This is a genomic window from Bradyrhizobium sp. 23AC (assembly GCF_054863025.1).
This window is the reverse complement of sequence record NZ_JAVAYN010000014.1, coordinates 19,564-43,871: the sequence shown is the minus strand read 5'-3', so window position 1 is coordinate 43,871 and position 24,308 is coordinate 19,564. Positions and strand designations below refer to the sequence as shown.

Below are 24,308 nucleotides of genomic sequence, written 5' to 3'. Positions count from 1 at the left end.
CGCGATATGCCCTTATGAGCGTTACCCTTATGAGCCGTACAATGCGGCCAGTCTGGGGCGCAAGCGCCCCGTTTCCCGGACCGGACGGACCGGCCCGCCAGCGAAATAGCAGAAATCGATGCACGATGCGACCTTGAGGAACCGGTTGGGGCAGTGGCTCGAGCCCTCCCGCCGCAGTGATGTTCCCCCGTTCATGGTGATGGACGTCATGGCCGCGGCAGCCCGAATCGAGGCCGCCGGCGGCCACGTCATCCACATGGAGGTCGGCCAGCCCGCGGCCGGGGCGCCCAGCACCGCGATTGCGGCCGCCCACGCGGCGCTCGAGGCCGGGCGGATCGATTATACCTCCGCACTCGGCATTCCCAGCCTGCGCGAGCGCATCGCGCGCCATTATCGCGATGCCTATGGCTGTGACGTCAGCCCTGACCGGATCGTGGTGACCACCGGCTCCTCCGGCGGGTTCATCCTGGCCTTCCTGTCGATGTTCGAGCCCGGCGACCGCGTCGCCGTGACGGTGCCGGGCTATCCGCCTTATCGCCATATCCTCACCGCGCTCGGTTGCGAGCCGGTGCTGATCGAGACCACGAACGAGACGCGCCATGCGCTCACTGGCGAGGCGTTGCTTGCGGCACATCGCAAGGCGCCGCTGAAGGGCGTGCTGGTCGGCAGTCCCGCCAATCCGACGGGGACGATGATGTCCCGCGAAGCGCTCGCCGGCTTGATGGCGGCCGCCGAAGATGCCGGCATCCGGTTCATCTCGGACGAGATTTATCACGGGCTTGATTATGCGTTTCCGGCGGTCACCGCGGCCGCGCTCTCCGAGCACGCACTCGTGATCAACTCGTTCTCGAAGTATTTTTGCATGACGGGCTGGCGCGTCGGCTGGATGGTCGTGCCTGAAATTCTGGTGCGACCGATCGAGCGGCTGCAGCAGAACCTGTCGATCTCGGTGCCGTCGCTGTCGCAGATCGCGGCAGAGGCCGCCTTCGACGGCGCGGCCGAGATGGAGGCGATCAAGCACGGCTATCAGGAAAACCGGCGCATTTTGATCGAGGGATTGCCGAAAGCCGGGCTAGCCAAGTTTCTGCCGGCCGATGGTGCATTTTATCTCTATGCCGACGTCTCGGACTTCACCTCCGACAGTTTCGAGTTCGCCAAGCAGATGCTGGAACAGGCGCGCGTCGCGGCCACGCCCGGGCTCGATTTCGATCCCGTTCACGGCCGCTCGTTCATTCGTCTTTCCTATGCGCGCTCGCCCGGAGAGATGCGAGAGGCAGTTGACCGGATCGCTCACTGGCTTAAATAGCCGCCAGTTTTCGACCACTTCCGGAGTTCATCTTGTCTGACCGATCTGTCCCGACCACCGCCACGCCGCATTTTCCTCTCGCCGCACTGATGTGGCCGACCCGGCCGGGCGAAACCGTCGGCGCGGTGCGTGCCGTCGTGCTGATTGCGCTCGGCACCGCATTGATGGCGCTATCAGCCAAGGTCAGCCTGCCGCTGCCTTATGTGCCCATGACGTTGCAAACGCTGGTGGTGCTGATGATCGGCGCTGCCTATGGCTGGCGCCTTGGCAGCGCAACCATGATCGCCTACCTCGCCGAAGGCGCGCTTGGCGCGCCGGTGTTCGCCGGGCCGGTGGGTGGAATTGCACCGCTGGTTGGCCCGACTGCGGGCTATCTGTTCGGCTTCATTGCGGCCGCCTTCGTGACCGGCTGGCTCGCCGAGCGCGGCTGGGATCGCAGTGTCATGCTGCTGTTCGCAGCGATGGCTGTCGGCCATATCGTCATTCTGGCCGCAGGGTTCGGCTGGCTGGCGTTCGGCCTGGGGCTCGGCGTTGCGAAGGCCTGGCAGGTCGGCATCGTGCCGTTCGTTGCGGCCTCGCTGATCAAGAACGCGCTTGGCGCGGCGTTGATGCCGGCGGCGCGCAGGCTGATCGATCGCCGCCGGTAAAACGCGCAACAGCGAGCGGTTCCAATTGACAGGGCCGGCCAAGTTGATCTTGGCTGGCCCAGTGTTTTGAGGGGGAGTGAAACGATGACGACGACAACGATGGCGGGGGCGCCGGTCGCGCCGCCCGTCGCCAAGCCGTGGTACAAGGTTCTCTACGTCCAGGTGCTGATCGCGATCGTGCTCGGTGCCATTGTCGGCTGGCTGTGGCCACAGTTCGCAACCAACGAATGGATCAAGGCGCTCGGTGACGGCTTCATCAAGCTGATCAAGATGGTGATCGCGCCGATCATCTTCTGCACCGTGGTCTCCGGTATTGCCCACATCCAGGACGCCAAGAAGGTCGGCCGCATCGGCGTCAAGGCGCTGGTCTATTTCGAGGTCGTCTCGACCTTCGCGCTGGTCATCGGTCTCATCGTCGGCAATCTCGTCAAGCCGGGTGCAGGTTTTGGCAATGCTGCGGCGAGCGAAGCGGCCGTTGCGAACTACGCCAAGCAGGCCGCCGGCCAGAAGTCCGTCGACTTCGTGCTGCACATCATTCCGGACACCGTGGTCGGCGCCTTCGCGCAAGGCGAGATCCTGCAGGTGCTGCTGTTCTCGGTGCTGTTCGGCTTCGCCATCATGAGCTTAGGTGAGCGCGGCCACACCATCCGCAGCTTCATCGACGATGCGGCGCATGCGGTGTTCGGCGTCATCTCGATCGTGATGCGCGCGGCACCGATCGGTGCGTTCGGTGCGATGGCCTACACCATCGGCAAGTTCGGGACCGGTGCGATCCTCAACCTGATCGGTCTGATCGCGACCTTCTATGCCACCGCGGCGCTGTTCGTGTTCGTCGTGCTCGGCATCATCGCGCGCCTGGCCGGCTTCTCGATCTTCAAGTTTCTGGCCTACATCAAGGACGAACTGCTGATCGTGCTCGGCACCTCCTCCTCGGAGAGCGCGCTGCCGTCCATGATGGAGAAGCTGGAGCGGCTCGGCTGCTCCAAGTCGGTGGTCGGTCTGGTAGTGCCCACGGGCTACTCGTTCAACCTCGACGGCACCAACATCTACATGACGCTGGCGACGCTGTTCATCGCGCAGGCGCTCGGCGTCGATCTCAGCTTCAGCCAGCAGCTCACCATTCTGGTCGTGGCGATGCTGACCTCGAAAGGCGCCTCCGGCATCACCGGTGCGGGCTTCATCACGCTGGCGGCGACGCTGGCCGTGGTCGACCCGCGCCTCGTGCCGGGCATGGCGATCGTGCTCGGCATCGACAAGTTCATGAGCGAGTGCCGCGCGCTGACCAATCTGTGCGGCAATGGCGTCGCCTGCGTGATCGTCGCCTGGTGGGAGGGTGAGCTCGACCGCGACAAGCTCAACGCCAACCTCTCCAAGCAGATCGATCCGACCGACATGGAGACGGCGATCACGACGGACTGATCTGGATCCGACAGCGCGAGCTGTGCTGTCAGACCTTGAAGTCATAGGGCTGGTCGAGATCCTCGATCAGCCCTTTTTCTTGGGGCTAGAACCGCTCCGGCCGGTACGGCGTCGGATCGATCGCGGGCGTCTCGCCGCTCATCATCTCCGCGAGCAGGCGCCCCGTCGCGGGTCCAAGGGTAAAGCCCTGGTGGCCGTGGCCGAAATTCATCCAGAGGCCGGGATGCTGCGGAGCTTGCCCGAGCACCGGCAGCATGTCGGGCGTGCAGGGGCGGGTGCCGAACCACGGATCCGGCTCGACGCGCTTGCCGAGGTCGATCAGCTCGCGTGCGGATGCTTCGGCGCTGGCAAGCTGCACGGGCGTCGCGAGCGCGTCCGGGCTCGTCAGCTCGGCTCCCGTGGTGATGCGAATGCCCTTGGCCATCGGCCCCATGGCATAACCGCCAGCCTTGTCGATCAGCGGCAGGTCGAGCGAAGCGCCGCCGCTGTAATGCATGTGGTAGCCGCGCTTGCGCACCAGGGGAATGCGATAGCCGAATTTGTGGAGGAGATCGGGCGACCACGGCCCGAGAGTCACGACGGCGTTGGCGGCCTCGAGACGCCCCTGATCCGTATCGACCGACCAGCCGGTCGCGGTCTGCTGCAGCGACTGCGCATCGCCCAGCACAATGGTGCCGCCGCGGCGCTCGAACAGCTCGGCATAGGCCGTGACCAGCGCGCCGGGATCGGACACCGTCCAGGTGTCGAGCCAATGGATCGCGCCGGGAAGATCGTCGCGCAGGACCGGCTCGGCCCTCGCAAGCTCCTTGCCGGAGAGCACGCGAAAATTCACGCCGAACTCGCGCCGGTCTTCCTCCGCCGTCCTGATCGCCAGGTCGAATGAAGCGGCATCGCGATGCAGCATGCGATAGCCGGCGCGGCGGATGAGATTGTCGGCATGGGCTTCGCGAATGAGGATGTCGTGCTCGCTCGTCGCGTAAGCGATCAGCCGCGCCCACGCGTCGACCGCCTCGCGATGACGCTTCGGCGCCGAATGCCACCAGTAGCGGAGCAGGGGCTCGATATGGAGATGAAGCGATGACAGGCTGTAGCGCACGTCGTTGGTGCGGCCGGTCGCGATCTTCAGGAGCGTCGCAAGGTCGCGCGGCATCGGATAGGGGCGGACCGCTTCGGCCTGGATCATCCCGGCGTTGCCGTAGCTGGTCTCGCGCCCCGGCTCCCTGCGGTCAACGAGCGTGACGGCCCAACCCCGCTGCTGGAGGTGCAGCGCCGCGCTCACGCCGATCATGCCGCCGCCGAGAACGATTGCGCTTTGCATTGAAACTGTCCTCGCCAAATCAAAAAACGCCCGGCTTGACCCGGGCGTTTTCTCTTGAGTGTTCGGTTTTATTCACCGCCGCCGAAGCGGCGGGACCACCAGCCGGCGCGGCGTGGCGCGGCCGGCGTTTCGCTTGCCGGTTCCGGCGCGGGTTCAGCTGCCTGCGGGGCAGCCGGCTCAGGCGCCTGCGCAACCGGGGCTGCCGGCTCGCTCGGGCTGCTCGACATGAAGCTCACCTTTTCCCGGACCGTGGAGCGGCGCCGCGCGGCCTTGTCGTCGGCGGGCTCTTCCTCGGCGGCAACGGGCTCGGGCTGGGCCGGCGCCACCTCGGTCTGCACGTCGGCGCGCGGCTCAGGCTGCGAGACCTCAGGCTCAGCGGTGTGTTCGGCCTGGGCAATCGAGGGCGCAGCCTCGCCGCCGAAGCCGTCGAAATCGGCGACTGCGTCGGACGCTTCCGGCGGCGCATTGGCCGCGAGCTCGTCGCTGATGGAGCCGGCGAGACCGTCCTCACCGCCACCACGCCGACGGCGTCCGCCGCGGCGACCACGCCGGCGGCGGCGGTCAGCGCTGCCCTGCTGCTCGCCGCGGGCCGCCTGTTCCTCGCCTTCTTCGCCATCCTGCTCGGACTCGGCATCCTCTTCGCCTTCGCCGGCCGCAACAGCCGCCTCGGGAAGGGTGGTGGGGCTATCCTCACGCAACTCGCCGTCGCGCTGGCCACCGCGGCCGCGCCGGCGACGGCGGCGCTTGCGGCGCTGGCCGTCCTGGTCGGAGGCTGCCTCGCCCGAAGCTTGCTCCTCGGTGAGACCTTCGGTCTCCTCGGTTTCGACCTCGGATTCGAGTTCGGAATCGAATTCCTCGTCGTCATAGGCTTCTTCAACGATCGGCGGCGGGCTTGCTGCCGCCTGCGCCACCAGTAGGGCCTTGGCGGCTTCCAGCGTATGGACCTGCTCGCCGCGGTCGATGAGATAGGCCTGCGGCCCGCTGACGCTCGCGTCGGCGATGACCGACAGCGTCACCTTGAAGCCGTTCTCGAGATCGCGCAGATGGCCGCGCTTGTGGTTCAGCACATAGAGCGCGACGTCGGTGCGGGTGCGGACCACGAGATTGTGGGTCGCGCCCTTCATCAGGATCTCTTCGAGGCCGCGCAGCAGCTGCAGCGCCACCGACGACACCGAACGGACATGGCCGGTGCCGCCGCAATGCGGGCACGGATCGGTCGAGCTCTCGAGCACGCTGGCGCGGATGCGCTGGCGCGACATCTCGAGCAGGCCGAAATGCGAGATGCGGCCGACCTGGATGCGCGCGCGATCCTGCCGCAGGCAATCGGACAGCTTGCGCTCGACCGCACGGTTGTTGCGCTTCTCGTCCATATCGATGAAGTCGATGACGATCAGGCCGGCGAGGTCGCGCAGGCGAAGCTGGCGGGCGACCTCTTCGGCCGCTTCCAGATTGGTCTTGAGCGCGGTGTCCTCGATATGGTGCTCGCGGGTCGATCGTCCGGAGTTGACGTCGATCGAGACCAGCGCCTCGGTCTGGTTGATCACGATGTAGCCGCCGGAGCGCAGCTGCACGGTCGGCGAGAACATCGCGTCGAGCTGGCTCTCGACGCCCATGCGCGAGAACAGCGGCTGGCCGTCGCGATATTGCTTCACCGCGCTGACATTGGCGGGCATCAGCATCTTCATGAAGTCGCGGGCTTCGCGGTAGCCGGCTTCACCGGCAACCGAGATCTCGTCGATCTCCTTGTTGTAGAGGTCGCGCAGCGAGCGCTTGATCAGCGAGCCTTCCTCGTAGACGAGGGTCGGTGCCTGCGACTTCAGCGTCAGGTCGCGCACCGTCTCCCACATCCGGATCAGATATTCGAAGTCGCGCTTGATCTCGGGCTTGGTGCGGGCGGCGCCGGCGGTGCGCAGGATGATGCCCATGCCCTCGGGCACGTCGAGATCCTGCACAACTTCCTTCAGGCGCGAACGGTCCTGAGCGCTGGTGATCTTGCGGCTGATGCCGCCGCCGCGGGCGGTGTTCGGCATCAACACGGCATAGCGGCCGGCGAGCGAAAGGTAGGTGGTCAGCGCCGCGCCCTTGTTGCCGCGCTCTTCCTTGACCACCTGCACCAGCATCACCTGGCGGCGCTTGATGACTTCCTGGATCTTGTACTGGCGGCGCGGGCGGAAGGTGCGCTCCGGCACTTCCTCCAGCACGTCGTCGCCGCCGACGGATTCAACGACTTCCTCTTCGGCTTCCTCGCCGTCTTCGTCCTCGTCCTCGTCGTCTTCGCCGGTCGTTTCCGCAGCCTCGGCATGCGGCGTCTCGGCGCTCTCGCCGTACACGGCGTCGGCCGGCTCGGCGGCGGTGGTCACGGCTTCGGCGAGAGCCTCGGCATGCGCTTCGGAGGCATGAGCTTCCGAGGCATGAGCTTCGAAGGGCTGCGCCTGCGTCTCGATTGCGGCTACGGGCTCGGCGCCGACGGCCGCGACAGGCGCGGGCGTCTCGCCGGCATGATCATGGTCGTGGTGATCGTGATCATGATCGTGCGCGTGATCGTCAGCATGGACGTGGTGATGATCGTCATGACCATGTGCTTCGTGGTCATGATCGTGGTGGTCATGATCGCCATGTTCGTGGTCGTGATGCTCATGGCCGTCGTGCTCGCCATGATGCTCGGCACCGGCGTGTAGATGCTCGCCCTCGTGCAGTGCGCCCTCGGTGTGCGGGGCTTCGCCCTCGACCGGCTGAGCCGCGGGATCGGCCCCGGCGTCGAGGCCTTCGACGATGTCGCTGCGCACGCGCTCGCCATGACCGCGGCGGCGGGCGTTGCGGTGGCGCGAACGGCGGCGGCCGTGGGAGCGGTTCTCGCTCTCTTCCTCGGCCTCGCGATGGGCCTGTTCCTCGGCCTCGATCAGCGCCTGCCGGTCGGCAACCGGGATCTGGTAGTAGTCGGGATGGATTTCGCTAAAGGCGAGGAAGCCGTGCCGGTTGCCGCCATATTCGACGAAGGCGGCCTGGAGCGAAGGTTCGACCCTTGTGACCTTGGCGAGGTAGATATTCCCGCGCAGTTGCTTGCGTTGCGCGGTCTCGAAATCAAACTCTTCGACGCGATTGCCGCGGACCACGACGACCCGGGTCTCTTCCGGGTGGGTGGCATCGATCAACATCTTGTTGGGCATGTCTTAACTCTTGGCGGCGGCGGGCGCGATTCACCGTGGGCGCGAGCTGCGCTGCCGGGTGACGCGACGGTCCACCTGATTCGGGGGTGAGGGGAAGGCCGAAACGCCGTCTCTCGCGCCTTGCCGAACCGGAAGCTTCAGGACCAAGGCGGCGCGCGGGATTTTCACCCCGCAGCGTCGCGAATGATCCTTCAGAATTCGTCGGCACAGTCTGGCGCATCAAGCGTCGGCCCGTATGAAACATTGGGCGGCGAGGCCGCCCTTCAATCAGTTGCTGCTGGCCAGGCATGGCGCGAGCGCGCTCGCCTTGGGGGATCACGAACCGCTCCCTTGGGATCAAGGGACCGGGTAATGGGTTACGTCGCTGTCAGAACTGTCCCGGTAACGCGAGAGGTAACCCAGGACCGTCCGCCGCCGGCGCTTGACCCGCTCCACCTCGCTGCCGCGCACCGCGCTGGTCTTAGAGGGGAGCAGAAAACGCTGGAATTCCCAAACCTTGAGAGTTCCGGCGCTGCACCGGGAGGCTGAATGCGACACAACCGGAAATATCGGCCGTCAGCATTCCGTACATACGAGGAATGAGCCATCGGTGCAAGGGAGCGTCGCACGGCGGTCACAGTCAGCGAGTTTCGCGTTTCTGTCATTAAGGATCGATTAACCCTGTGGTTCTATTGCGTTAAAAGGGCTGCTCGGAGGCACGGAATCGGTGGCGAGCCGCACAAATCAACGGGTTTTGCTGGGATGCGCACTTCTGTGCGCCGCAGCGTTGCCGTGCGCTGATTCCTCGCGCCTGAGCGCCGCGGAAAGCCAGCCGCAACCCACTGTTGCGGTAGCGAATTTTCCAGTCGCCTCGGCCGCGCGGCTGGCCGGCGATGGCAAGCAGACCCGCTTCATTCTCGACATCGACCAGACCGTTACCTTCCGTGCGGTCACGCTCGCGGATCCGTACCGGGTCGTCGTTGACGTGCCGCAGGTCAATTTTCAGCTGCCCGCGGGCACGGGGGTCGGGGGGCGCGGCCTCGTCAAGGCCTTCCGCTACGGGCTCGTCATGCCCGGCGGCTCGCGAATCGTGTTCGACCTGACGGGACCGGCCCGGATCGCCAATTCCTATGTGCTGGAGGCGGCCAACGGCCAGCCGGCCCGGCTCGTGCTGGAGCTGGAGCTGGAGGAGGTCGACCGGACCGCCTTCGTGCAGTCGCTCGCACCCGAAAATCGCCCCGAACTGCGGCCCACGATTGCTGAGGCGCAGCCCGCAACCGCTCCCGCGACGACGACCCCGGACACGGCGCAGCAGAAGGCCGATGGCCGCCCGGTGGTCGTGATCGATCCCGGCCATGGCGGCATCGACAACGGCACGCAGTCGAGCGGCGAGAGCGAGAAGAACCTGGTGCTGGCCTTCGGACTGGCGCTCCGCGACAAGCTGGAGAAGGCCGGCAAATACCGTGTGGTCATGACGCGGAACGACGACACCTTCATTCCCCTCAATGACCGCACCAAGATCGCCCGGAATCTGAAGGCCGCCTTGTTCGTCTCCATTCATGCCGATGCGCTGCCCCGTGCCGAGGGCGATGCGCAGGGCGCGACCATCTATACGCTGTCCGACAAGGCGTCCGACGCTGAGGCCCAGCGGCTGGCGGACGCGGAAAACCGGGCGGACGCGATCGCAGGCTTTAACCTCGCCGAGGAGCCGACCGACGTCGCCGACATCCTGATCGACCTCACGCAGCGGGAAACCCGTACTTTTTCAAACCGTTTCGCGCGTCTTCTGATGGGCGAAATGAAGTCGACCGTGCGGATGCACAAGCATCCCCTGAAGTCGGCGGGCTTCCGGGTGCTGAAGGCGCCCGACGTGCCCTCGGTGCTGGTCGAGATCGGTTACGTCTCAAATAAGGGCGACCTCGAGCATCTGGTCTCCGAGGGCTGGCGGTCCCGTGCCGTGGGCTCGATGGCCCAGGCGATCGACGGGTTCTTGACCAAGCGGATGGCCACGGCGGGATCGTCGAATTGACGACCCGGGGATCGTCGAATTGACGACCCGGGGATCGTCAAATTGACGACCTGGGGATCGTCGAATTGAAAGGGTTTTTCCGTCCTGCCGCAAAAGCCCTAGTTTGGCCACAGCCGGCGCTTTATAAAAATGCCGCAGGGGGTTCCGGAATCGGAGAGAATCCCGCTCGGCAAGCGTCTAAAGTCCGGCACTGATGGTATTGCGTAAGCCGGTGAATTCGTGACGTGAAGGTTGGCCCCTGTTTGGGTGCCAAGGGGCTGATACTGAGCTGATCAGAGATTGAACGGATAAACACATAATGCGCTTGCTGGTGCGGTTCATGGGCTTCCTGTTCGCCGCGGGAACGGTGGTGTTCCTTGTTGGTGTCGGGGCCGTGGCAGGCCTGATCTGGCATTTCTCCAAGGACTTGCCCGACTACTCTCAGCTTCAGGATTACGAGCCGCCGGTGATGACCCGCGTGCATGCGGTCGACGGCTCGTTGCTCGGCGAGTACGCCAAGGAGCGGCGGCTGTATTTGCCGATCCAGGCGGTGCCCAAGCTCGTGATCAACGCGTTCCTGGCGGCCGAAGACAAGAATTTCTACGAGCATGGCGGCATCGACTACACCGGCATGGCGCGCGCAGGCGTGGTCTACATCCAGAACTACGGCTCGAACCGCCGTCCGCAGGGCGCCTCCACCATCACCCAGCAGGTCGCCAAGAACTTCCTTCTGACCAACGAGGTCTCCTTCGCCCGCAAGATCAAGGAAGCCCTGCTCGCGATGCGGATCGAGAAGACCTACTCGAAGGACAAGATCCTCGAGCTGTATCTGAACGAAATCTATCTCGGTCTGGGTGCCTACGGCATCGCAGCTGCCTCGCTGGTCTATTTCGACAAGTCGGTGAACGAGCTGACGGTGGCGGAAGCGTCCTATCTGGCCGCGCTGCCGAAGATGCCGGCGACGCTGCATCCGGTCCGCAACCGCGACCGCGCCATCGAGCGCCGCAACTACGTGATCGACCGTCTGGTGGAGAACGGCTGGATCAAGCAGGCGGACGCCGACAAGGCGCGCAAGGAGCCGCTGGCCGTTACCAACCGCTCCAACGGCGCCCACACCTTCGCCGGCGAATATTTTGCCGAGGAAGTCCGCCGCGACATCTTCGAGCGCTACGGCGAGAAGAAGCTGTATGAGGGCGGTCTCTCCGTCCGCACCACGCTTGATCCGAAGATCCAGGTCATGGCGCGCAAGGCCATGGTCTCAGGCCTCGTGAACTATGACGAGCAGCAGGGCTATCGCGGCGCCATGAGCAAGCTCGATACGTCGGGCGATTGGGGCGTGAAGCTCGCCGAGATCAAATCGCTCTCCGACATCTCGCCATGGCGCATGGCGGTGGTGCTGGAGACCAGCGACCAGTCGGCCCGCATCGGCTTCCAGCCGAGCCGCGAGCTTGGCGGAGCCGTGAGCAAGCAGCGCGAGACCGGCATCGTCACGGTTGACGGCGTGCGGTGGGCGCGAGCCGTGCAGGGCGGGACCAAAGGCAAGACGCCGTCGGCGGTGTCGCAGGTGCTGCAGCCCGGCGACGTGATCTATGCCGATCCGCTCTACAAGGACGGCCAGCCTGTCGAGGGCCAGTACCGGCTGCGCCAGATCCCCGAAGTGTCCGGCGCGATGGTGGCGATGGATCCCTGGACCGGCCGCGTGCTCGCCATGGTCGGCGGCTTCTCGTTCGACCAGAGCCAGTTCAACCGCGCCACGCAGGCCTATCGGCAGCCGGGTTCGTCGTTCAAGCCGATCGTGTACTCGGCGGCGCTCGACAATGGCTATACGCCCTCGACCGTCGTGCTCGACGCCCCCATTGAAATCGACCAGGGGCAGGGCGCTGGCGTGTGGCGGCCTGAAAACTTCTCCTCGGGCAAATTCCAGGGACCGGTGACGCTGCGCAACGCGCTGCGGCAGTCGCTCAACACCGTGACGGTGCGGCTGGCGCAGGACATCGGCATGCCCTTGATCGGTGAATATGCCCGCCGCTTCGGTGTCTATGACGAACTGCCGAACTATCTCTCCTACGCGCTCGGCGCCGGCGAGACGACGGCGATGCGCATGGTCACGGCTTACTCGATGCTCGCCAATGGCGGCCGCCGGGTGAAGCCGACGCTGATCGATCGTATCCAGGACCGCTACGGACACACCATCTTCAAGCACGACCAGCGTGAATGCCGCGGCTGCGACGCGCCGGGCGGCTGGAAGAACCAGGCCGAGCCGCAACTGATCGACCGCCGCGAGCAGGTGCTGGACTCCATGACCGCCTATCAGATCACAGAGCTGATGGAAGGCGTGGTGCAGGCCGGTACGGCCACGGTCATCAAGGAAGTCGGCAAACCCGTCGCCGGCAAGACCGGGACCACCAACGAGGCCAAGGACGCCTGGTTCGTCGGCTTCTCACCCGACGTCGCCGTCGCCATCTACATGGGCTACGACAAGCCGCGTCCGCTGGGTAAGGGCAATGCCGCAACAGGCGGCCATCTGGCCGCGCCCATCGCGCGCGATTTCCTCAAGCTCGCGCTCGCCGACAAGCCCGCCGTTCCCTTCAAGGTGCCGGCCGGCATCAAGCTGGTCCGCGTCGTCTCCAAGACCGGCATGCGCGCCGGCCCCGGCGAGACCGGCGGAACCATTTTGGAGGCCTTCAAGCCGGGCACGGCGCCGCCGGATAATTATTCGGTCATTGGCGTTGCCGACGCTGACGGGCGTGGCGGCGGCATGCCGGCCTCGCAGCAGCAGCAGCCGGATTCCGGCTTCTTCATGCGGCCGGGCACCGGCGGGCTGTACTGAGGCTAGAACAATAGGGACGTTATTCGCGTCAGCGGTTGCGCTTTGCAGCCGCCGCCGCTACATCCCCCACTCAATTGCACGCGGGATTCCGCGAGACCAGAGAACGACATGCGCGCCGAAATCGAACGGTTGGTAGAAGAGATCAAGCAGTCAGTCGGGCTGCTGAGGAGGCATCTTTGACGTCGAGAAATCGACGGCGCGCCTCGCTGAGCTGAACAAGCTCGCAGAAGATCCCAATCTCTGGAACGATCCCCAGAAAGCCCAGAAGCTGATGCAGGAGCGGACCTCGCTGGAGGATTCGCTCTCGGGCATCGGCAAGGTCGAGCAGGAGCTCGAAGACGACATCGGCATGATCGAGCTCGGCGAGGCCGAAGGCGATGCCGGCGTCGTCGCGGAAGCCGAAGCGGCTCTCAAGAATCTCAAGAAGGAAGTGGCGCGGCGCGAGCTCGAGGCGCTGCTGTCGGGCGAAGCCGACCGGTTCGATTCCTATCTCGAAGTCCATGCCGGCGCCGGCGGCACTGAGAGCCAGGACTGGGCGCAGATGCTGCTGCGCATGTACACGCGCTGGGCCGACACCCACGGCTTCAAGGTCGAGGTGCTGGAAGAATCCGAGGGCGAAGAGGCCGGCATCAAGTCCGCGACGATCCAGGTCTCGGGCCACAACGCCTATGGCTGGCTGAAGACGGAAGCGGGCGTGCATCGCCTTGTGCGCATCTCGCCGTTCGATTCCAACGCGCGGCGGCACACCTCGTTCTCGAGCGTTCAGGTGTTCCCGGTCATCGACGACAGCATCAAGATCGACATCAAGGAAGCCGACGTCCGCGTCGACACCATGCGCTCGGGCGGCGCCGGCGGCCAGCACGTCAACAAGACCGAATCCGCGGTGCGGCTGACCCACATTCCGACCGGTGTCGCCGTGGTCTGTCAGGCCGGCCGCTCCCAGCACAAGAACCGGGCGCAGGCCTGGGACATGCTGCGCGCGCGCCTGTATGAAATCGAGCTGAAGAAGCGCGAGGAGAAGGCCGCCGCCGACCAGGCCGCCAAGACCGATATCGGCTGGGGTCACCAGATCCGCTCCTACGTGCTGCAGCCCTATCAGATGGTGAAGGATCTACGCACGGGCGTGCAGACCTCGGACACCTCGGGCGTGCTCAGCGGCGATCTCGACGACTTCATGGCCGCGACGCTGGCGCAGCGCGCTTTTGGCACCACCGGTGCCGACATCGAGGACGTGGACTGATCATGCCCCGCGTCGCCTTCATCGGGCTTGGACGGATGGGCCACGGCATGGCCGGCCGCTATCTTGATGCCGGCTTCACGGTGACGGTGTGGAATCGCAGCAAGACCAAGGCTGAAGATTTGATCGCGCGCGGCGCGCTTTGGGCGACCTCGCCCGAGGACGCCGCGATCGATGCCGATGCGGTCGTGACCATGGTTGCCGATGACGAGGCCTCGCGCGCGGTCTGGCTCGGACTGAAGGGCGCCGCGAAGACGGCGAAATCAGGCACCATCGCGATCGAATGCTCCACCGTCTCCTATGACCACGCCCGCGAGATGGGCCGCGAGCTGAATGCGCGCGGGCTGATCTACATCGATTGCCCCGTGACGGGACTGCCCGATGCGGCGGCTGCCGGGAAACTGACGCTGCTGGTCGGCGCAGATAGCGCTGATCTCGAACGCGCGCGGCCCTACCTTGAACCGATCGGCTCGACCATCCGCCATTTCGGCGCGGTCGGCTCCGGCACCGTCTACAAGCTCATCAACAACCTCATGGGCGCGATCCAGATCGCAGGCCTCGCCGAGGGCCTTGCCATCGCCGAGCAGGCCGGGCTGGACATGAACCTCGTGCTGGAATCGATCCAGGCGGGCGTGGCCGCAAGCCCGCAGGTGCAGCGCCATTCCAAGCGCATGGTCGCCCGCGACTTCAGCGGCGCGACCTTCACGGCAGCGCTGCGGCACAAGGATGCCGCCTATGCCGTCAAGCTCGCGGAGAGCCTGCTGGCCGACAAGCCGTTGGTCTCGCGGGCCGCGGTCGAGTCCTACGCGCAAGCGAAGGCGGCGATGCCTGACGACGACGAAGGCAGGATGATCGAGCTGGTGTCGCGGCCGAAGAAGCCGTCCTAGCCGGTCGCATCCACATGGGGCAGCCTCGTTCGGAACGCGGTCTTGGCATTGCCCTCGTTGTCGCCGCCGCGATTGCCTGGAGCACGGCGCCGTTCTTCACGCGCCTTCTACCGTTCGATCCCTGGACTATTCTGTTCTGGCGCGGCCTGTTCGCCGGCGGCCTGATCACCGTGCTTCTCGTGGTGATGCAAGGCCGCGCCGGCCTGCGGCAGTTGCTGGCGCCGGGCAAGGCAGGCCTGCTCGTGGCCTCATTGTCCGCGATCGGCATGGTTTCGTTCATTCCCGCGCTGCAGATGACCGACGTCATGAACGTGGCGGTGCTGATCGCAACACAGCCGTTCGTTGCGGCCGCACTGGCTTGGCTGTGGCTCAACGAGGCCGCGACATGGCGCACGCTGATTGCGAGCCTGATTGCCTTTGCCGGCGTGGTGATCACGGTCGGCGGTGTGCGAGCCGGCGCCGATCTCGGTGGCATCGCGCTCAGCTGCCTGATGGTGCTCGCCATCTCCACCATGACGGTGGTGGTCCGGCGCCATCGCGAGACGTCGATGGTGGCGGCGGCCGCGCTGTCGAATTTCATCGGAAGCCTCGTCAGCCTTCCATTCGCGCATGACATCGCTCATGTCGGCGGCAACGGCCTCGCGATCCTCGCGATGTTCGGCTGCCTTCAGGTCGCGCTGGGCTTGACCTTCTACATGCTCGGCTCGCGCTTGCTGCCGTCAGGACAGGCCTCCCTGATCGCGACGCTGGAAACGCCGCTGATGCCGTTCTGGATCTGGGTTGCCTTCCGCGAGATACCGGCCGTCCACGCGCTCATTGGTGGCGCGTTGGTGATTGGGGCGGTTGTTGCCGATATCGCGGGCGATCGCCGGACTCGGGGATGATCTTGGCAGTCTTGTCGGAAACCGGGTGGCGAGATTTTCCGTGTTGTCCTAGGCGAGGAGCCGCGCCGAGGTGAAACGCATGCTCCCAACCGACAACCGGATCGACGCGCGCGATTGGTCGCTGCTCGCGGTGCTCTCCGTTCTCTGGGGTGGCTCGTTCTTCTTCAACGGCGCCGCCTTGCGGGAATTGCCGCCGCTGACGCTGGTGTTTTTGCGCGTCGCGCTCGGTGCCGCCATGCTGCTGCCGCTGCTCCGCATGCAGGGGATCGGCTTGCCCAAGAGCATTGTGGGGTGGAAGCCGTTCGTTGTGATCGGGCTGTTCAACAATGTCATCCCGTTCTCGTTGATCGTGGTCGGGCAGACGTTCATTCCGAGTGGACTGGCGTCGATCCTGAATGCGACCACACCGCTGTTCACGGTGGTCGTGATGGCCGCGGCGGGCGAAGAGGCCTTGCAGCTGCGGCGGGTGGCCGGCGTGGCGCTCGGCCTTGCCGGCGTGATCATCCTGCGCGGATGGGGCCTCGAGACGACGCCGGGGCAGGGGCTCGGCATCCTGCTCTGCCTTGGCGGCGCCTTCAGCTATGGATTCGCCGCAGTGGCAGCGCGGCGAATGCTGAAGGATTCAGCTCCGCTCGGCACGGCAACGTTTCAGCTGGTGGCGTCGACGGTGATGATGGCGATCGTCGCCGGCGTGGTTGAGCAGCCTTGGCGTCTTCCGGTGCCGGGCCTGACGACCTGGCTCGCCGTGCTTGGGCTCGCGGGCCTCTCGACGGCGCTCGCTTATATCGTCTTCTTTCAGATCATACGACGCTCCGGTGCGAGCAATGTCATGCTGGTGACGCTGCTCATTCCCGTCACCGCCATCCTGCTGGGATGGCTGGTGCTGGGTGAGGCGATCTCGATGCGCGAGATCGCAGGCGCCATCGTCATTGGCAGCGCGCTGCTCGTGATCGACGGACGCGTTTTGAACCTGCTGCGACGCAGCGAGTAAATTCCGGATTCGCCGTTTCATCTCGCGGAAAATCGAAGCGCTTGCCAGCCGCGAACGGCCTTGCGACACTCCCTACAAAACAAGACTACAAAACAGGGGAGAGACCGATGCCGGGTCGTCGCAAAAACCTTGCTGCCCTCGCCATGCTTGCTGCCGGAGTGCTCATCACGACACCGGTCTCGGCGCAGAAAAAATACGACCCCGGCGCCAGCGACACCGAAATCAAGATCGGCAACATCATGCCCTATAGCGGGCCAGCGTCGTCCTATGGTGTGATCGGCAAGACCGAGGCCGCCTATTTCAAGATGATCAACGATCAGGGCGGCATCAACGGGCGCAAGATCAATTTCATCAGCTATGACGATGCTTATTCGCCGCCGAAGGCGATCGAGCAGGCGCGCAAGCTGGTCGAGAGCGACGAGGTGCTGCTGATCTTCCAGCCGCTCGGCACGCCCTCGAATTCCGCGATCATGAAATACATGAACGCCAAGAAGGTGCCGCAGCTGTTCGTCGCCTCCGGCGGTACCAAGTTCGGCGACCCCAAGAACTTCCCGTGGACCATGGGCTTCCAGCCCAACTACCAGAGCGAAGGACGCATCTACGCCAAATACATTCGCGATCATTTCCCGAGCAGCAAGATCGCAGTGTTCTGGCAGAACGACGATGCCGGCAAGGACCAGTTCAAGGGCCTGAAGGACGGGCTCGGCGACAAGGCCAATATGATCATCGCCGACAAATCTTACGAAGTCAGCGATCCCTCGATCGACTCGCAGATCGTCGCGCTGCACGATTCCGGTGCCGACATCTTCTTCTCATGGGCCGCGCCGAAGGGATCGGCACAGGCGATCCGGAAGGTCGGCGAGCTCGGCTGGAAGCCGAAATTCTTCCTGGCCAACACCGCGACTTCGGTCGCCTCGGTCCTCAAGCCGGCCGGGCTCGACTATTCCAAGGACATCATCTCGACGGTCTATCTGAAGGACCCGACCGATCCGACCTGGGACAAGGATCCGGCCGTGGTGAAATGGCGCGAATTCATGGACAAATACTATCCCGACGGCGACAAGGCCAATTCCAACAACATCTACGGTTATGTCCAGGCCGAGGCGATGGCGCAGGTGCTGAAGCAGTGCGGCGACAATCTCACGCGTGAGAACGTCATGAAGCAGGCCGCCAACCTGAAGGATTTCCACACCGACCTGATGCTGCCCGGCATCATGGTCAACACCTCGCCGGACGATTATTTCCCGATCGAGCAGATGCAGCTGATGCGCTTCAACGGGCAGGCCTGGGAGCTGTTCGGCGACGTCATCACCGGCGAGGTCGGCCACGAGCGCAGCCAGTGATCATGCACAGGCGCCTATTGTCGCGGGCTTAGCCCGCGCTGAGGCGCACGCCGGCGCGGAGGAACTTCTGCGGATCGACCGCTTCGCCCTCGATGCGGGTCTCGTAGTGCAGATGCGGACCGGTGGAGCGACCGGTCGACCCGACCAGACCGACGACCTGGCCGATCTTCACGATCTCGCCGACCCTGACGTTGATCTCGGAGAGATGGCCGTAACGGGTCGAGAGCCCGTTGCCGTGGTCGACCTCGATCATGCGGCCGTAGCCGCCGGACCAACCGGCCGAGATCACCTTGCCATTGGCGGTTACGCGAACCGGATCGCCGGTGGCGGCGCGGAAATCGAGCCCGGTATGCATCGCGGGCCGGCCGAGGAAGGGATCGCTGCGGACGCCGAAGCCGGAGGTGAACTCGACCTCGCCGATGACGGGCTTGCGATAGGGCACCAGCGCCAGCGTGCGGTTGAGACGGTCCATCTCGGCGCGCGTGGTGTTGATGCGAGAGAGCTGCTTCTCGAACGGACCGGCATTGGCCGTCAGTTTGACCGGTACGAACGGCCCCCCCATCGCGCTGCGCGGTACGGCGGATTCGAGATTGGCGAGATTCAGGCCGAGATCACTGACGACACCGCGCATCCGGCGCATGCGTGAATCCATGCCTTCCTCGACGGCGCTGAGCGCCGCCATCTGGCGCCGTTCAACCTGGTCGAGCGAGGTCGTGAGCCGAACCAGGACGTTGTCGAAACCCTGGTTCTTGGCGAATTGGCTGGTCGGGGGTGCTGCGACCGTCGGAGCCCGCGACTCCAGGCGGGCCTCACGGTCCGGCGGCGCCACGAAAATCACGGTGTCGCTGATCGGCGAGGGCTTTGGCGTGCTCTGGCTCGAATCGCCGCGCTGCGGGGCCGCGCGGGGGATCGAGCCGGTCACGTCAGGCATGGCCCCAAGCGCCGTCGCCCGGGACTCCAGCGCCGTCTGGCGCTTCATAATCTGGTCGAGCTTCTGGTCGAACTGTTCCTGGTCGAGCAACTGACGGCTGGTGGTGCGGTCGACCTTGGCGCGCAGCTCGGCGATGCGGTCCTCATAAGCGTATTGCATCTCGGCCTGGCGGGCGATCAGCCGGGTCAGGACGTCGTCACGGAAAGCGAAATAGGTGGCGGTCGCCGCCGACCAGAGGCCGAGCAGCACCACCGTGCCGACCACGATCCAGAACACCACGGGCCCGAAGCGAACCTGCTTGCCGGCATGGACGATGGTGTAGGCGTCGTCGGTCGCGGGAAGGGGAATCGCTGCGGTTGCCGCGAGGGCGGGACGGCGTTGGGAGGCCCGTCCGCGGTCGTGAGGATGATGTTGGGCGTACTGCGAGTATTGGGCAGAACTTTTCGACATCGGCACTCCCGCGCCGGTCGGATGAGTCCGTACGGCCTAATTGCCGCAGCAATCTGGGCCGGTCATGGTTAATTTTCCGGAAATGGGAACGCGCGAATTTAAAGGACTGGTTAAAGACTTCTTGCCGCTTCCAGCACCTCGTCGGCATGACCGTCGACCCGGACATTGCGCCATATCCTGGCCAGTTTGCCATCGGCCCCGACCAGTATCGTGGTGCGAAGAATCCCGAGGAAGCTCTTGCCATACATGGATTTTTCGCCCCAGGCGCCGTAGGCTTCCAGCATCTGGTGCGTCTCATCCGAGATCAGGGGGATACCGAGCTTGTGCTTGTCGCGGAACTTCTCCTGAGCCTTTAACGGATCGGCGGAGACGCCGAGCACGGCGGTGCCGGCAGCCGCGAAGGCACCGGCGAGGCGGGTGAAGTCGATCGCCTCCCGGGTGCACCCCGGGGTGTCGGCGCGGGGGTAGAAGAACAGGACGAGCTTTCGGCCGGCATAGTCCGCCAATGTGACGACCTCGCCGCCGTCGCGGGGCAGGCGGAAGGCGGGGGCCTTCTGGCCCTCGGCCAGGCCCGACTTCGCCTTGGCGGGCGGAGCCGCTGATTTGGAGGAATTTAACTGTTTCGATGCGGCCGTATGTGATCCTGCTTTTGCTAAGGTCCCGGTTGATTTGGTCGCCGGTGACCGCTGGGTTTTCGCGGACTTTGTCGGAGTAGAGGCCCGCGTTTTCAGGGCCGTCTTTTTAGCCGTCGGACTGCCGGAGGGCGTTTTGGACGATTTCGTTCGGGATTTCTTGGACATACGCCTTCCTTTCGACGCTTTCGGCGGGTCAACCGAAACGGTATTGCAGCTCTCGTCCGGTGTGCCGGAATCGCGCCCTCGGCTGGGCAAGTCTGGCGGCGCCGGAGTATGGTTACAAGGAATTCCACGCACCACCCCACTGCTCGTTGAACGCGCTCCCGGGGCGAAATGACGAACAGCAGGAATATTCGAGGTATGGCGGCAATGCCGGCGCAGGGAGCTTCGCTTCCCGCGGACGGCTGCGGTCCCGGCGGCGCTCAATCCTTTGACGGGCGCCTGTATCGAGAGGCAATGGCAAGGAATAAGTCGCCCCAGGATTACAATCGGGACTTCGATCGGCGCGGCGTTCAGCAACAGCCGCAGGAATGGGACGATGCCGATTGGGATCCGGATCAGGAGGCGGCCGCGGGCCATCGCGCGCGCCGGCTGTTGTCGCGTTCCAATTCGGGCTTTCATCGGTTCGGTGACGGTTTTGGCGCGCTGCGGCGCTGGCTGGCGGCCGATCGCTGGCTGAAGCGCGTCGTCCTTGTCGTCGGGACGCTCGCCGTCATCTTCATCGGCTGCTTCGGCGCCCTGTGGTGGCGGCTCGGTGCCGGCCCCATCAATCTCGACATTGCAACGCCATGGCTGGCGGCCGCGATCGAGGACAATATCGGTCACGGCAACACGGTTGAGATCGGAGGCACACAGATCGAGCGCGCCGGCCGGGTTCGCATCGCCGTCCGCATCCGAGACATCATCGTCCGCGATCGCGATCACGCCATCGTTGCCAGCGCGCCGAAGGCCGAAGTGAAGCTATCGGGTGCGGGCCTCTTGATGGGGCACCTGCGCGCCGAGAGCCTCAATTTGGTCGATGCCGAACTCGCGATCCGCATCGCGCCCGACGGTACCGTCACCGTGTCCGCCGGCGATACCGCAAAGCCGCTGGCAACCGGCGTCGCCTCGAAGAAGGACGCGGGCCTGCCGCCGACGTTCCCGCGCAACGGCGTCCCGCCGCCGCCATTTGCCACGGGGCCCGCGAGCCAGGATCCATCCCAAGCCGCCTCTCAAGGCCCGCCTCAGGCGACGGCACAGAGCGGCATCCTTCAGGGCCTCGACTGGCTCGACAGTCTGAGCATGACCGGCCTCGACGGCCAGAACCTCAACGAGATCGGTCTGAAGAACGGCAACCTGATCGTCGACGATCAGCAGCGCGGCAGCAAATGGTCGTTTGAGAACATCACGCTCAGCCTGCGCCGGCCGAGCCGCGGGGGCGTCACGCTCAGCCTGGGCGAAGAGGGCGCGCGCCCGTGGATGCTGCGCGCCACGATCGGGCCGGCCGAGAACGGCGTGCGCTCGGTCGACATCAAGGCCGACAAGGTCTCGACCTCCAACATCCTGTTGGCGTTGCGGGTCAAGGATCTCACCTACACGGCCGACCTGCCGCTGACGGGCGAGCTCAAGGGCGAACTCGGCCGCGATGGCGTGCCGACCTTCTTCCGCGGCAAGCTCGCGGTCGGCGCCGGCAATATCATCGACACCGACACGCCAGACTATCCGATGGCGATCGACCAGGCCGAGATCAACGTCGAGTGGGACGCCAATCGGCGGGTGCTGGTGGCACCGTTCAAGATCCTGTCGGGCGCGAACCGCCTGACGCTTCTGGCCCATCTCGAGCCGCCCAACGGCACCATCAATGACTGGCAGCTCGGCTTCAGCGGCGGTTCGATCCTGCTCGGCGGCATCGACAACGAGCCGCCGCTCGTCTTCAACCGCATCGCGATCGGCTTCCGCTTCGACACCGACCACAAGCGCCTCTTGCTGACGCAGGCCGACATCAGCAATGGCGAGATCGGCGTCGCCGGCACGGGTGCCATCGACTATTCCGGCGAGCCGCGGCTGACGCTGGGCTTTGCGGGAACGCCGATGTCGGCCTCCGCGCTGAAGCGGATGTGGCCGACGCTGGTCGTTCCCGAGTTGCGCGAATGGGTGATCGAGCGGATCGAGCGCGGTACGCTCCAGCGCATCGAGATCGGCGTCAATTCGCCGACGAAGAACCTTCCGCGCAAGGGCCCGCCAATTCCCGACGACGGCCTCTCGGTCAACATCGTGGCGAGCGGCGTCGCGGTCCGTCCCGTGGACGGCATGCCTGTTGTGCACGATGCCGATCTGAAGGCGCGCGTGACCGGCCGCACCGCGACCGTGACCATCGGACAGGGCATCGCCGATACGCCTGCCGGCCGCAAGGTCACGATTTCCGATTTCGTCTTCGAAGTGCCGGATATGGCGCCCAAGCCGTCGCCGTCGCGGACCAGGTTCCGCGTCGACGGACCCGTGCCCGCGGCGGCCGAGATGCTCTCGAATGATCGCCTGAGTGATCTGTCATCGACCGTCGTCGATCCCAATACCAGCAAGGGGACTTTCACGGCGAATATCCAGCTCGGCCTTCCGGTCAAGGGCGAGCTGACCAAGGCGGACACGACCTACGCCGTCACCGCCGACCTCAACGGTTTTGCCGCCGACAAGCTGGTGATGAATCAGAAGCTGGAGGCCAACACTCTCAAGATCGTCGCGAGCAACACGGGCTATCAGGTCAAGGGCGACGTCAAGATCAACGGGCAGGCGGCCTCGCTCGACTATCGCAAGCCGGCCGAGGGCGACGCGGATGTCAGGTTGCAGGCAACGCTGGATGATGCGAGCCGGGCGCGCCTCGGATTCGATCTCAGCCCCGCCGTCAGCGGATCGTTGCCGATCAAGCTGTCGGGCAAGATCGCCGGCGGCCCCGATCAGACGACGAAGCTCGGCGTCGAGGCCGACCTGACCTCGGTCAAGCTCGACAACATCCTGCCCGGCTGGGTCAAGCTGCCTGGCAAGTCGGGCAAGGCCAGCTTCAAGGTCGTGCCGACCGCGCAATCGACGCGTCTGGAGGACATCGTCATCGAAGGTGGCGGCGCCTCGATCAAGGGCTCGCTCGAGGTCGACGCGAACGGCGACCTCATGAATGCGAACTTCCCCACCTATTCGCCGTCCGATGGCGACAAGGCCTCGCTCAAGGTGGAGCGCAGCCAGGATGGCGTCATCAAGGGCACGATGCGCGGCGATGTGTTTGACGGTCGGGGCTTCCTGAAGTCGGCGATCTCCGGCAATTCCAAGGACGACAAGAACAAGATGAAGAACGTCGATTTCGACATCGACGTGAAGCTCGGTGCTGTCGCGGGTTTCAACGGCGAGGCGATGCGCAGCGTCGATGCCAAGATGTCGAAACGCAATGGTGCCATCAAGGCATTCACGCTGAGCGGCAAGGTCGGCAAAGACACGCCGGTGGCGGCTGACCTGCGCGGCGGCCGTGCGCAGGGCAACCGCGAGGTGATCTACCTCCAGACCAACGATGCTGGCGCACTGCTGCGCTTCACCGATACCTATACCAAGGCGGTCGGCGGCCAGATGGTGGTGGCGATGGAGCCGCCGACATCCGAGCCGAACACCTCGCGCGAGGGCCTCATCAACGTCCGCGACTTCACGGTGAAAGGCGAGGCGCAGCTCGAGCGCGTTGCCGCCGGCGCGCCCAACGGCACCGGCAACGGCGTCTCGTTCAGTGCGCTCCGCGCCGAGTTCACGCGGCAGAACGGCGCACTGACGGTCCGTGACGGTGTGGTCAAGGGTCCCATGATCGGCGCCACCATCGAGGGCTCGATCGACTATCCCGGCAACCAGGTCTGCATGAGCGGCACCTTCGTGCCGATGTATGGCGTCAACAACATCTTCGGCCAGATCCCGTTGTTCGGCATCTTCCTCGGCGGCGGCAACAATGAAGGGCTGATCGGCGTGACCTATGAGGTCGTCGGCACGCCGGCTGCGCCCGTGATGCGCGTCAATCCGATCTCGGCGATGGCCCCGGGCCTGTTCCGCAAGATCTTCGAGTTCAACACCGGCAAGCAGAACTCGCCGTTCGAAGAATTCCCCTCGCAGTCAAACGACGGTTCGACCGGCTCGACGCGCCAGCTCTCGAGCGGCTGCAGCCTGACGCGGCGGCAGTAGGGACCGGCTGTCTCCGGCGTCATGGCCGGGCTGTCCCGGCCATCCACGCCTCACCACACGGCACCAAGAACGTGGATGCCCGGGCCTTCGCCTC

The 24,308-nt window shown here is 65.1% G+C and carries 17 protein-coding genes; 13 read left to right on the top strand and 4 right to left on the bottom strand.

The window, feature by feature from the left end; all coding sequences use genetic code 11:
- The first annotated feature begins 118 nt into the window (after positions 1–118).
- The 3 genes from RAD10_RS27380 to RAD10_RS27370 all read left to right on the top strand — a co-directional run bounded on the left by RAD10_RS27380 (position 119) and on the right by RAD10_RS27370 (position 3,372).
- Entirely contained in the window at positions 119–1,306 is a 1,188-nt protein-coding gene (locus tag RAD10_RS27380; protein ID WP_461619936.1) for a pyridoxal phosphate-dependent aminotransferase, read from the top strand.
- An 89-nt stretch (positions 1,307–1,395) separates the two neighbouring features.
- Entirely contained in the window at positions 1,396–1,953 is a 558-nt protein-coding gene (locus RAD10_RS27375; protein WP_461620068.1) for a biotin transporter BioY, read from the top strand.
- A gap of 84 nt (positions 1,954–2,037) precedes the next feature.
- Entirely contained in the window at positions 2,038–3,372 is a 1,335-nt protein-coding gene (locus RAD10_RS27370) for a dicarboxylate/amino acid:cation symporter (protein ID WP_091956870.1), read from the top strand.
- Between the two features lie 85 nt (positions 3,373–3,457).
- On the opposite strand, the gene RAD10_RS27365 is transcribed toward RAD10_RS27370, so the two are convergent.
- Together RAD10_RS27365 and RAD10_RS27360 are read right to left on the bottom strand one after the other, a co-directional pair.
- Positions 3,458–4,690, bottom strand: coding sequence for an NAD(P)/FAD-dependent oxidoreductase (locus tag RAD10_RS27365; protein ID WP_461619935.1), 1,233 nt, complete (start codon positions 4,688–4,690; stop codon positions 3,458–3,460).
- A gap of 68 nt (positions 4,691–4,758) precedes the next feature.
- A complete protein-coding gene (locus RAD10_RS27360) occupies positions 4,759–7,050 on the bottom strand; it encodes an Rne/Rng family ribonuclease (RefSeq protein ID WP_461619934.1) in 2,292 nt (763 codons plus the stop codon).
- A 51-nt stretch (positions 7,051–7,101) separates the two neighbouring features.
- Here RAD10_RS27360 and RAD10_RS27355 point away from each other — a divergent pair, with 51 nt between their 5' ends.
- The 9 genes from RAD10_RS27355 to RAD10_RS27315 all read left to right on the top strand — a co-directional run bounded on the left by RAD10_RS27355 (position 7,102) and on the right by RAD10_RS27315 (position 18,016).
- Entirely contained in the window at positions 7,102–7,368 is a 267-nt protein-coding gene (locus RAD10_RS27355; RefSeq protein WP_461619933.1) for a hypothetical protein, read from the top strand.
- The gene (locus tag RAD10_RS27350) at positions 7,369–7,947 is read left to right on the top strand and encodes a hypothetical protein (RefSeq protein ID WP_461619932.1); all 579 of its coding nucleotides are present in this window, start codon (positions 7,369–7,371) and stop codon (positions 7,945–7,947) included.
- Between the two features lie 616 nt (positions 7,948–8,563).
- Positions 8,564–9,865 (top strand): N-acetylmuramoyl-L-alanine amidase, encoded by a 1,302-nt coding sequence (locus RAD10_RS27345; RefSeq protein ID WP_461619931.1) that lies wholly within the window; start codon positions 8,564–8,566, stop codon positions 9,863–9,865.
- Between the two features lie 298 nt (positions 9,866–10,163).
- The gene (locus RAD10_RS27340) at positions 10,164–12,674 is read left to right on the top strand and encodes a penicillin-binding protein 1A (protein WP_091956866.1); all 2,511 of its coding nucleotides are present in this window, start codon (positions 10,164–10,166) and stop codon (positions 12,672–12,674) included.
- A gap of 108 nt (positions 12,675–12,782) precedes the next feature.
- Positions 12,783–13,914, top strand: a protein-coding gene (gene prfB, locus RAD10_RS27335) for a peptide chain release factor 2 (protein WP_461619930.1) whose coding sequence is annotated in 2 segments (ribosomal slippage) — positions 12,783–12,851 and positions 12,853–13,914 — 1,131 coding nt in all. Because the reading frame shifts where the segments join, the coding sequence is not laid out codon by codon here.
- A gap of 2 nt (positions 13,915–13,916) precedes the next feature.
- The gene (locus RAD10_RS27330) at positions 13,917–14,798 is read left to right on the top strand and encodes an NAD(P)-dependent oxidoreductase (RefSeq protein ID WP_461619929.1); all 882 of its coding nucleotides are present in this window, start codon (positions 13,917–13,919) and stop codon (positions 14,796–14,798) included.
- Positions 14,799–14,812: 14 nt separating this feature from the next.
- A complete protein-coding gene (locus RAD10_RS27325) occupies positions 14,813–15,682 on the top strand; it encodes a DMT family transporter (RefSeq protein ID WP_461619928.1) in 870 nt (289 codons plus the stop codon).
- Between the two features lie 79 nt (positions 15,683–15,761).
- A complete protein-coding gene (locus tag RAD10_RS27320; RefSeq protein WP_461619927.1) occupies positions 15,762–16,673 on the top strand; it encodes a DMT family transporter in 912 nt (303 codons plus the stop codon).
- Between the two features lie 107 nt (positions 16,674–16,780).
- Positions 16,781–18,016, top strand: coding sequence for an ABC transporter substrate-binding protein (locus tag RAD10_RS27315; RefSeq protein ID WP_104461473.1), 1,236 nt, complete (start codon positions 16,781–16,783; stop codon positions 18,014–18,016).
- A 28-nt stretch (positions 18,017–18,044) separates the two neighbouring features.
- Here the strand turns inward: RAD10_RS27315 and RAD10_RS27310 are convergent, their stop codons facing one another.
- Both RAD10_RS27310 and RAD10_RS27305 read right to left on the bottom strand, forming a co-directional pair.
- Positions 18,045–19,397: a M23 family metallopeptidase gene (locus RAD10_RS27310; protein WP_461619926.1), complete on the bottom strand. Its 1,353-nt coding sequence runs from the start codon at positions 19,395–19,397 to the stop codon at positions 18,045–18,047.
- Between the two features lie 110 nt (positions 19,398–19,507).
- Entirely contained in the window at positions 19,508–20,197 is a 690-nt protein-coding gene (locus RAD10_RS27305) for a peroxiredoxin (protein ID WP_461619925.1), read from the bottom strand.
- A 204-nt stretch (positions 20,198–20,401) separates the two neighbouring features.
- Between RAD10_RS27305 and RAD10_RS27300 the strand changes: the two genes are divergently transcribed.
- Complete coding sequence (locus RAD10_RS27300; protein ID WP_461620067.1) at positions 20,402–24,214, top strand: hypothetical protein; 3,813 nt, start codon at positions 20,402–20,404, stop codon at positions 24,212–24,214.
- Positions 24,215–24,308: the final 94 nt, after the last annotated feature.

What these genes read in the sequence shown, in the direction of transcription:
- RAD10_RS27355 (WP_461619933.1), top strand. Translation starts at nt 7,102, where the DNA reads ATGAGCTTCGAAGGGCTGCGCCTGCGTCTCGATTGCGGCTACGGGCTC.
- RAD10_RS27350 (WP_461619932.1), top strand. Translation starts at nt 7,369, where the DNA reads ATGCTCGCCCTCGTGCAGTGCGCCCTCGGTGTGCGGGGCTTCGCCCTC.
- RAD10_RS27330 (WP_461619929.1), top strand. Translation starts at nt 13,917, where the DNA reads ATGCCCCGCGTCGCCTTCATCGGGCTTGGACGGATGGGCCACGGCATG.
- RAD10_RS27365 (WP_461619935.1), bottom strand. Translation starts at nt 4,690, where the DNA reads ATGCAAAGCGCAATCGTTCTCGGCGGCGGCATGATCGGCGTGAGCGCG.
- RAD10_RS27305 (WP_461619925.1), bottom strand. Translation starts at nt 20,197, where the DNA reads ATGTCCAAGAAATCCCGAACGAAATCGTCCAAAACGCCCTCCGGCAGT.
- RAD10_RS27380 (WP_461619936.1), top strand. Translation starts at nt 119, where the DNA reads ATGCACGATGCGACCTTGAGGAACCGGTTGGGGCAGTGGCTCGAGCCC.
- RAD10_RS27300 (WP_461620067.1), top strand. Translation starts at nt 20,402, where the DNA reads ATGCCGGCGCAGGGAGCTTCGCTTCCCGCGGACGGCTGCGGTCCCGGC.
- RAD10_RS27325 (WP_461619928.1), top strand. Translation starts at nt 14,813, where the DNA reads ATGGGGCAGCCTCGTTCGGAACGCGGTCTTGGCATTGCCCTCGTTGTC.
- RAD10_RS27315 (WP_104461473.1), top strand. Translation starts at nt 16,781, where the DNA reads ATGCCGGGTCGTCGCAAAAACCTTGCTGCCCTCGCCATGCTTGCTGCC.
- RAD10_RS27320 (WP_461619927.1), top strand. Translation starts at nt 15,762, where the DNA reads ATGCTCCCAACCGACAACCGGATCGACGCGCGCGATTGGTCGCTGCTC.
- RAD10_RS27310 (WP_461619926.1), bottom strand. Translation starts at nt 19,397, where the DNA reads ATGTCGAAAAGTTCTGCCCAATACTCGCAGTACGCCCAACATCATCCT.
- RAD10_RS27340 (WP_091956866.1), top strand. Translation starts at nt 10,164, where the DNA reads ATGCGCTTGCTGGTGCGGTTCATGGGCTTCCTGTTCGCCGCGGGAACG.
- RAD10_RS27375 (WP_461620068.1), top strand. Translation starts at nt 1,396, where the DNA reads ATGTGGCCGACCCGGCCGGGCGAAACCGTCGGCGCGGTGCGTGCCGTC.
- RAD10_RS27370 (WP_091956870.1), top strand. Translation starts at nt 2,038, where the DNA reads ATGACGACGACAACGATGGCGGGGGCGCCGGTCGCGCCGCCCGTCGCC.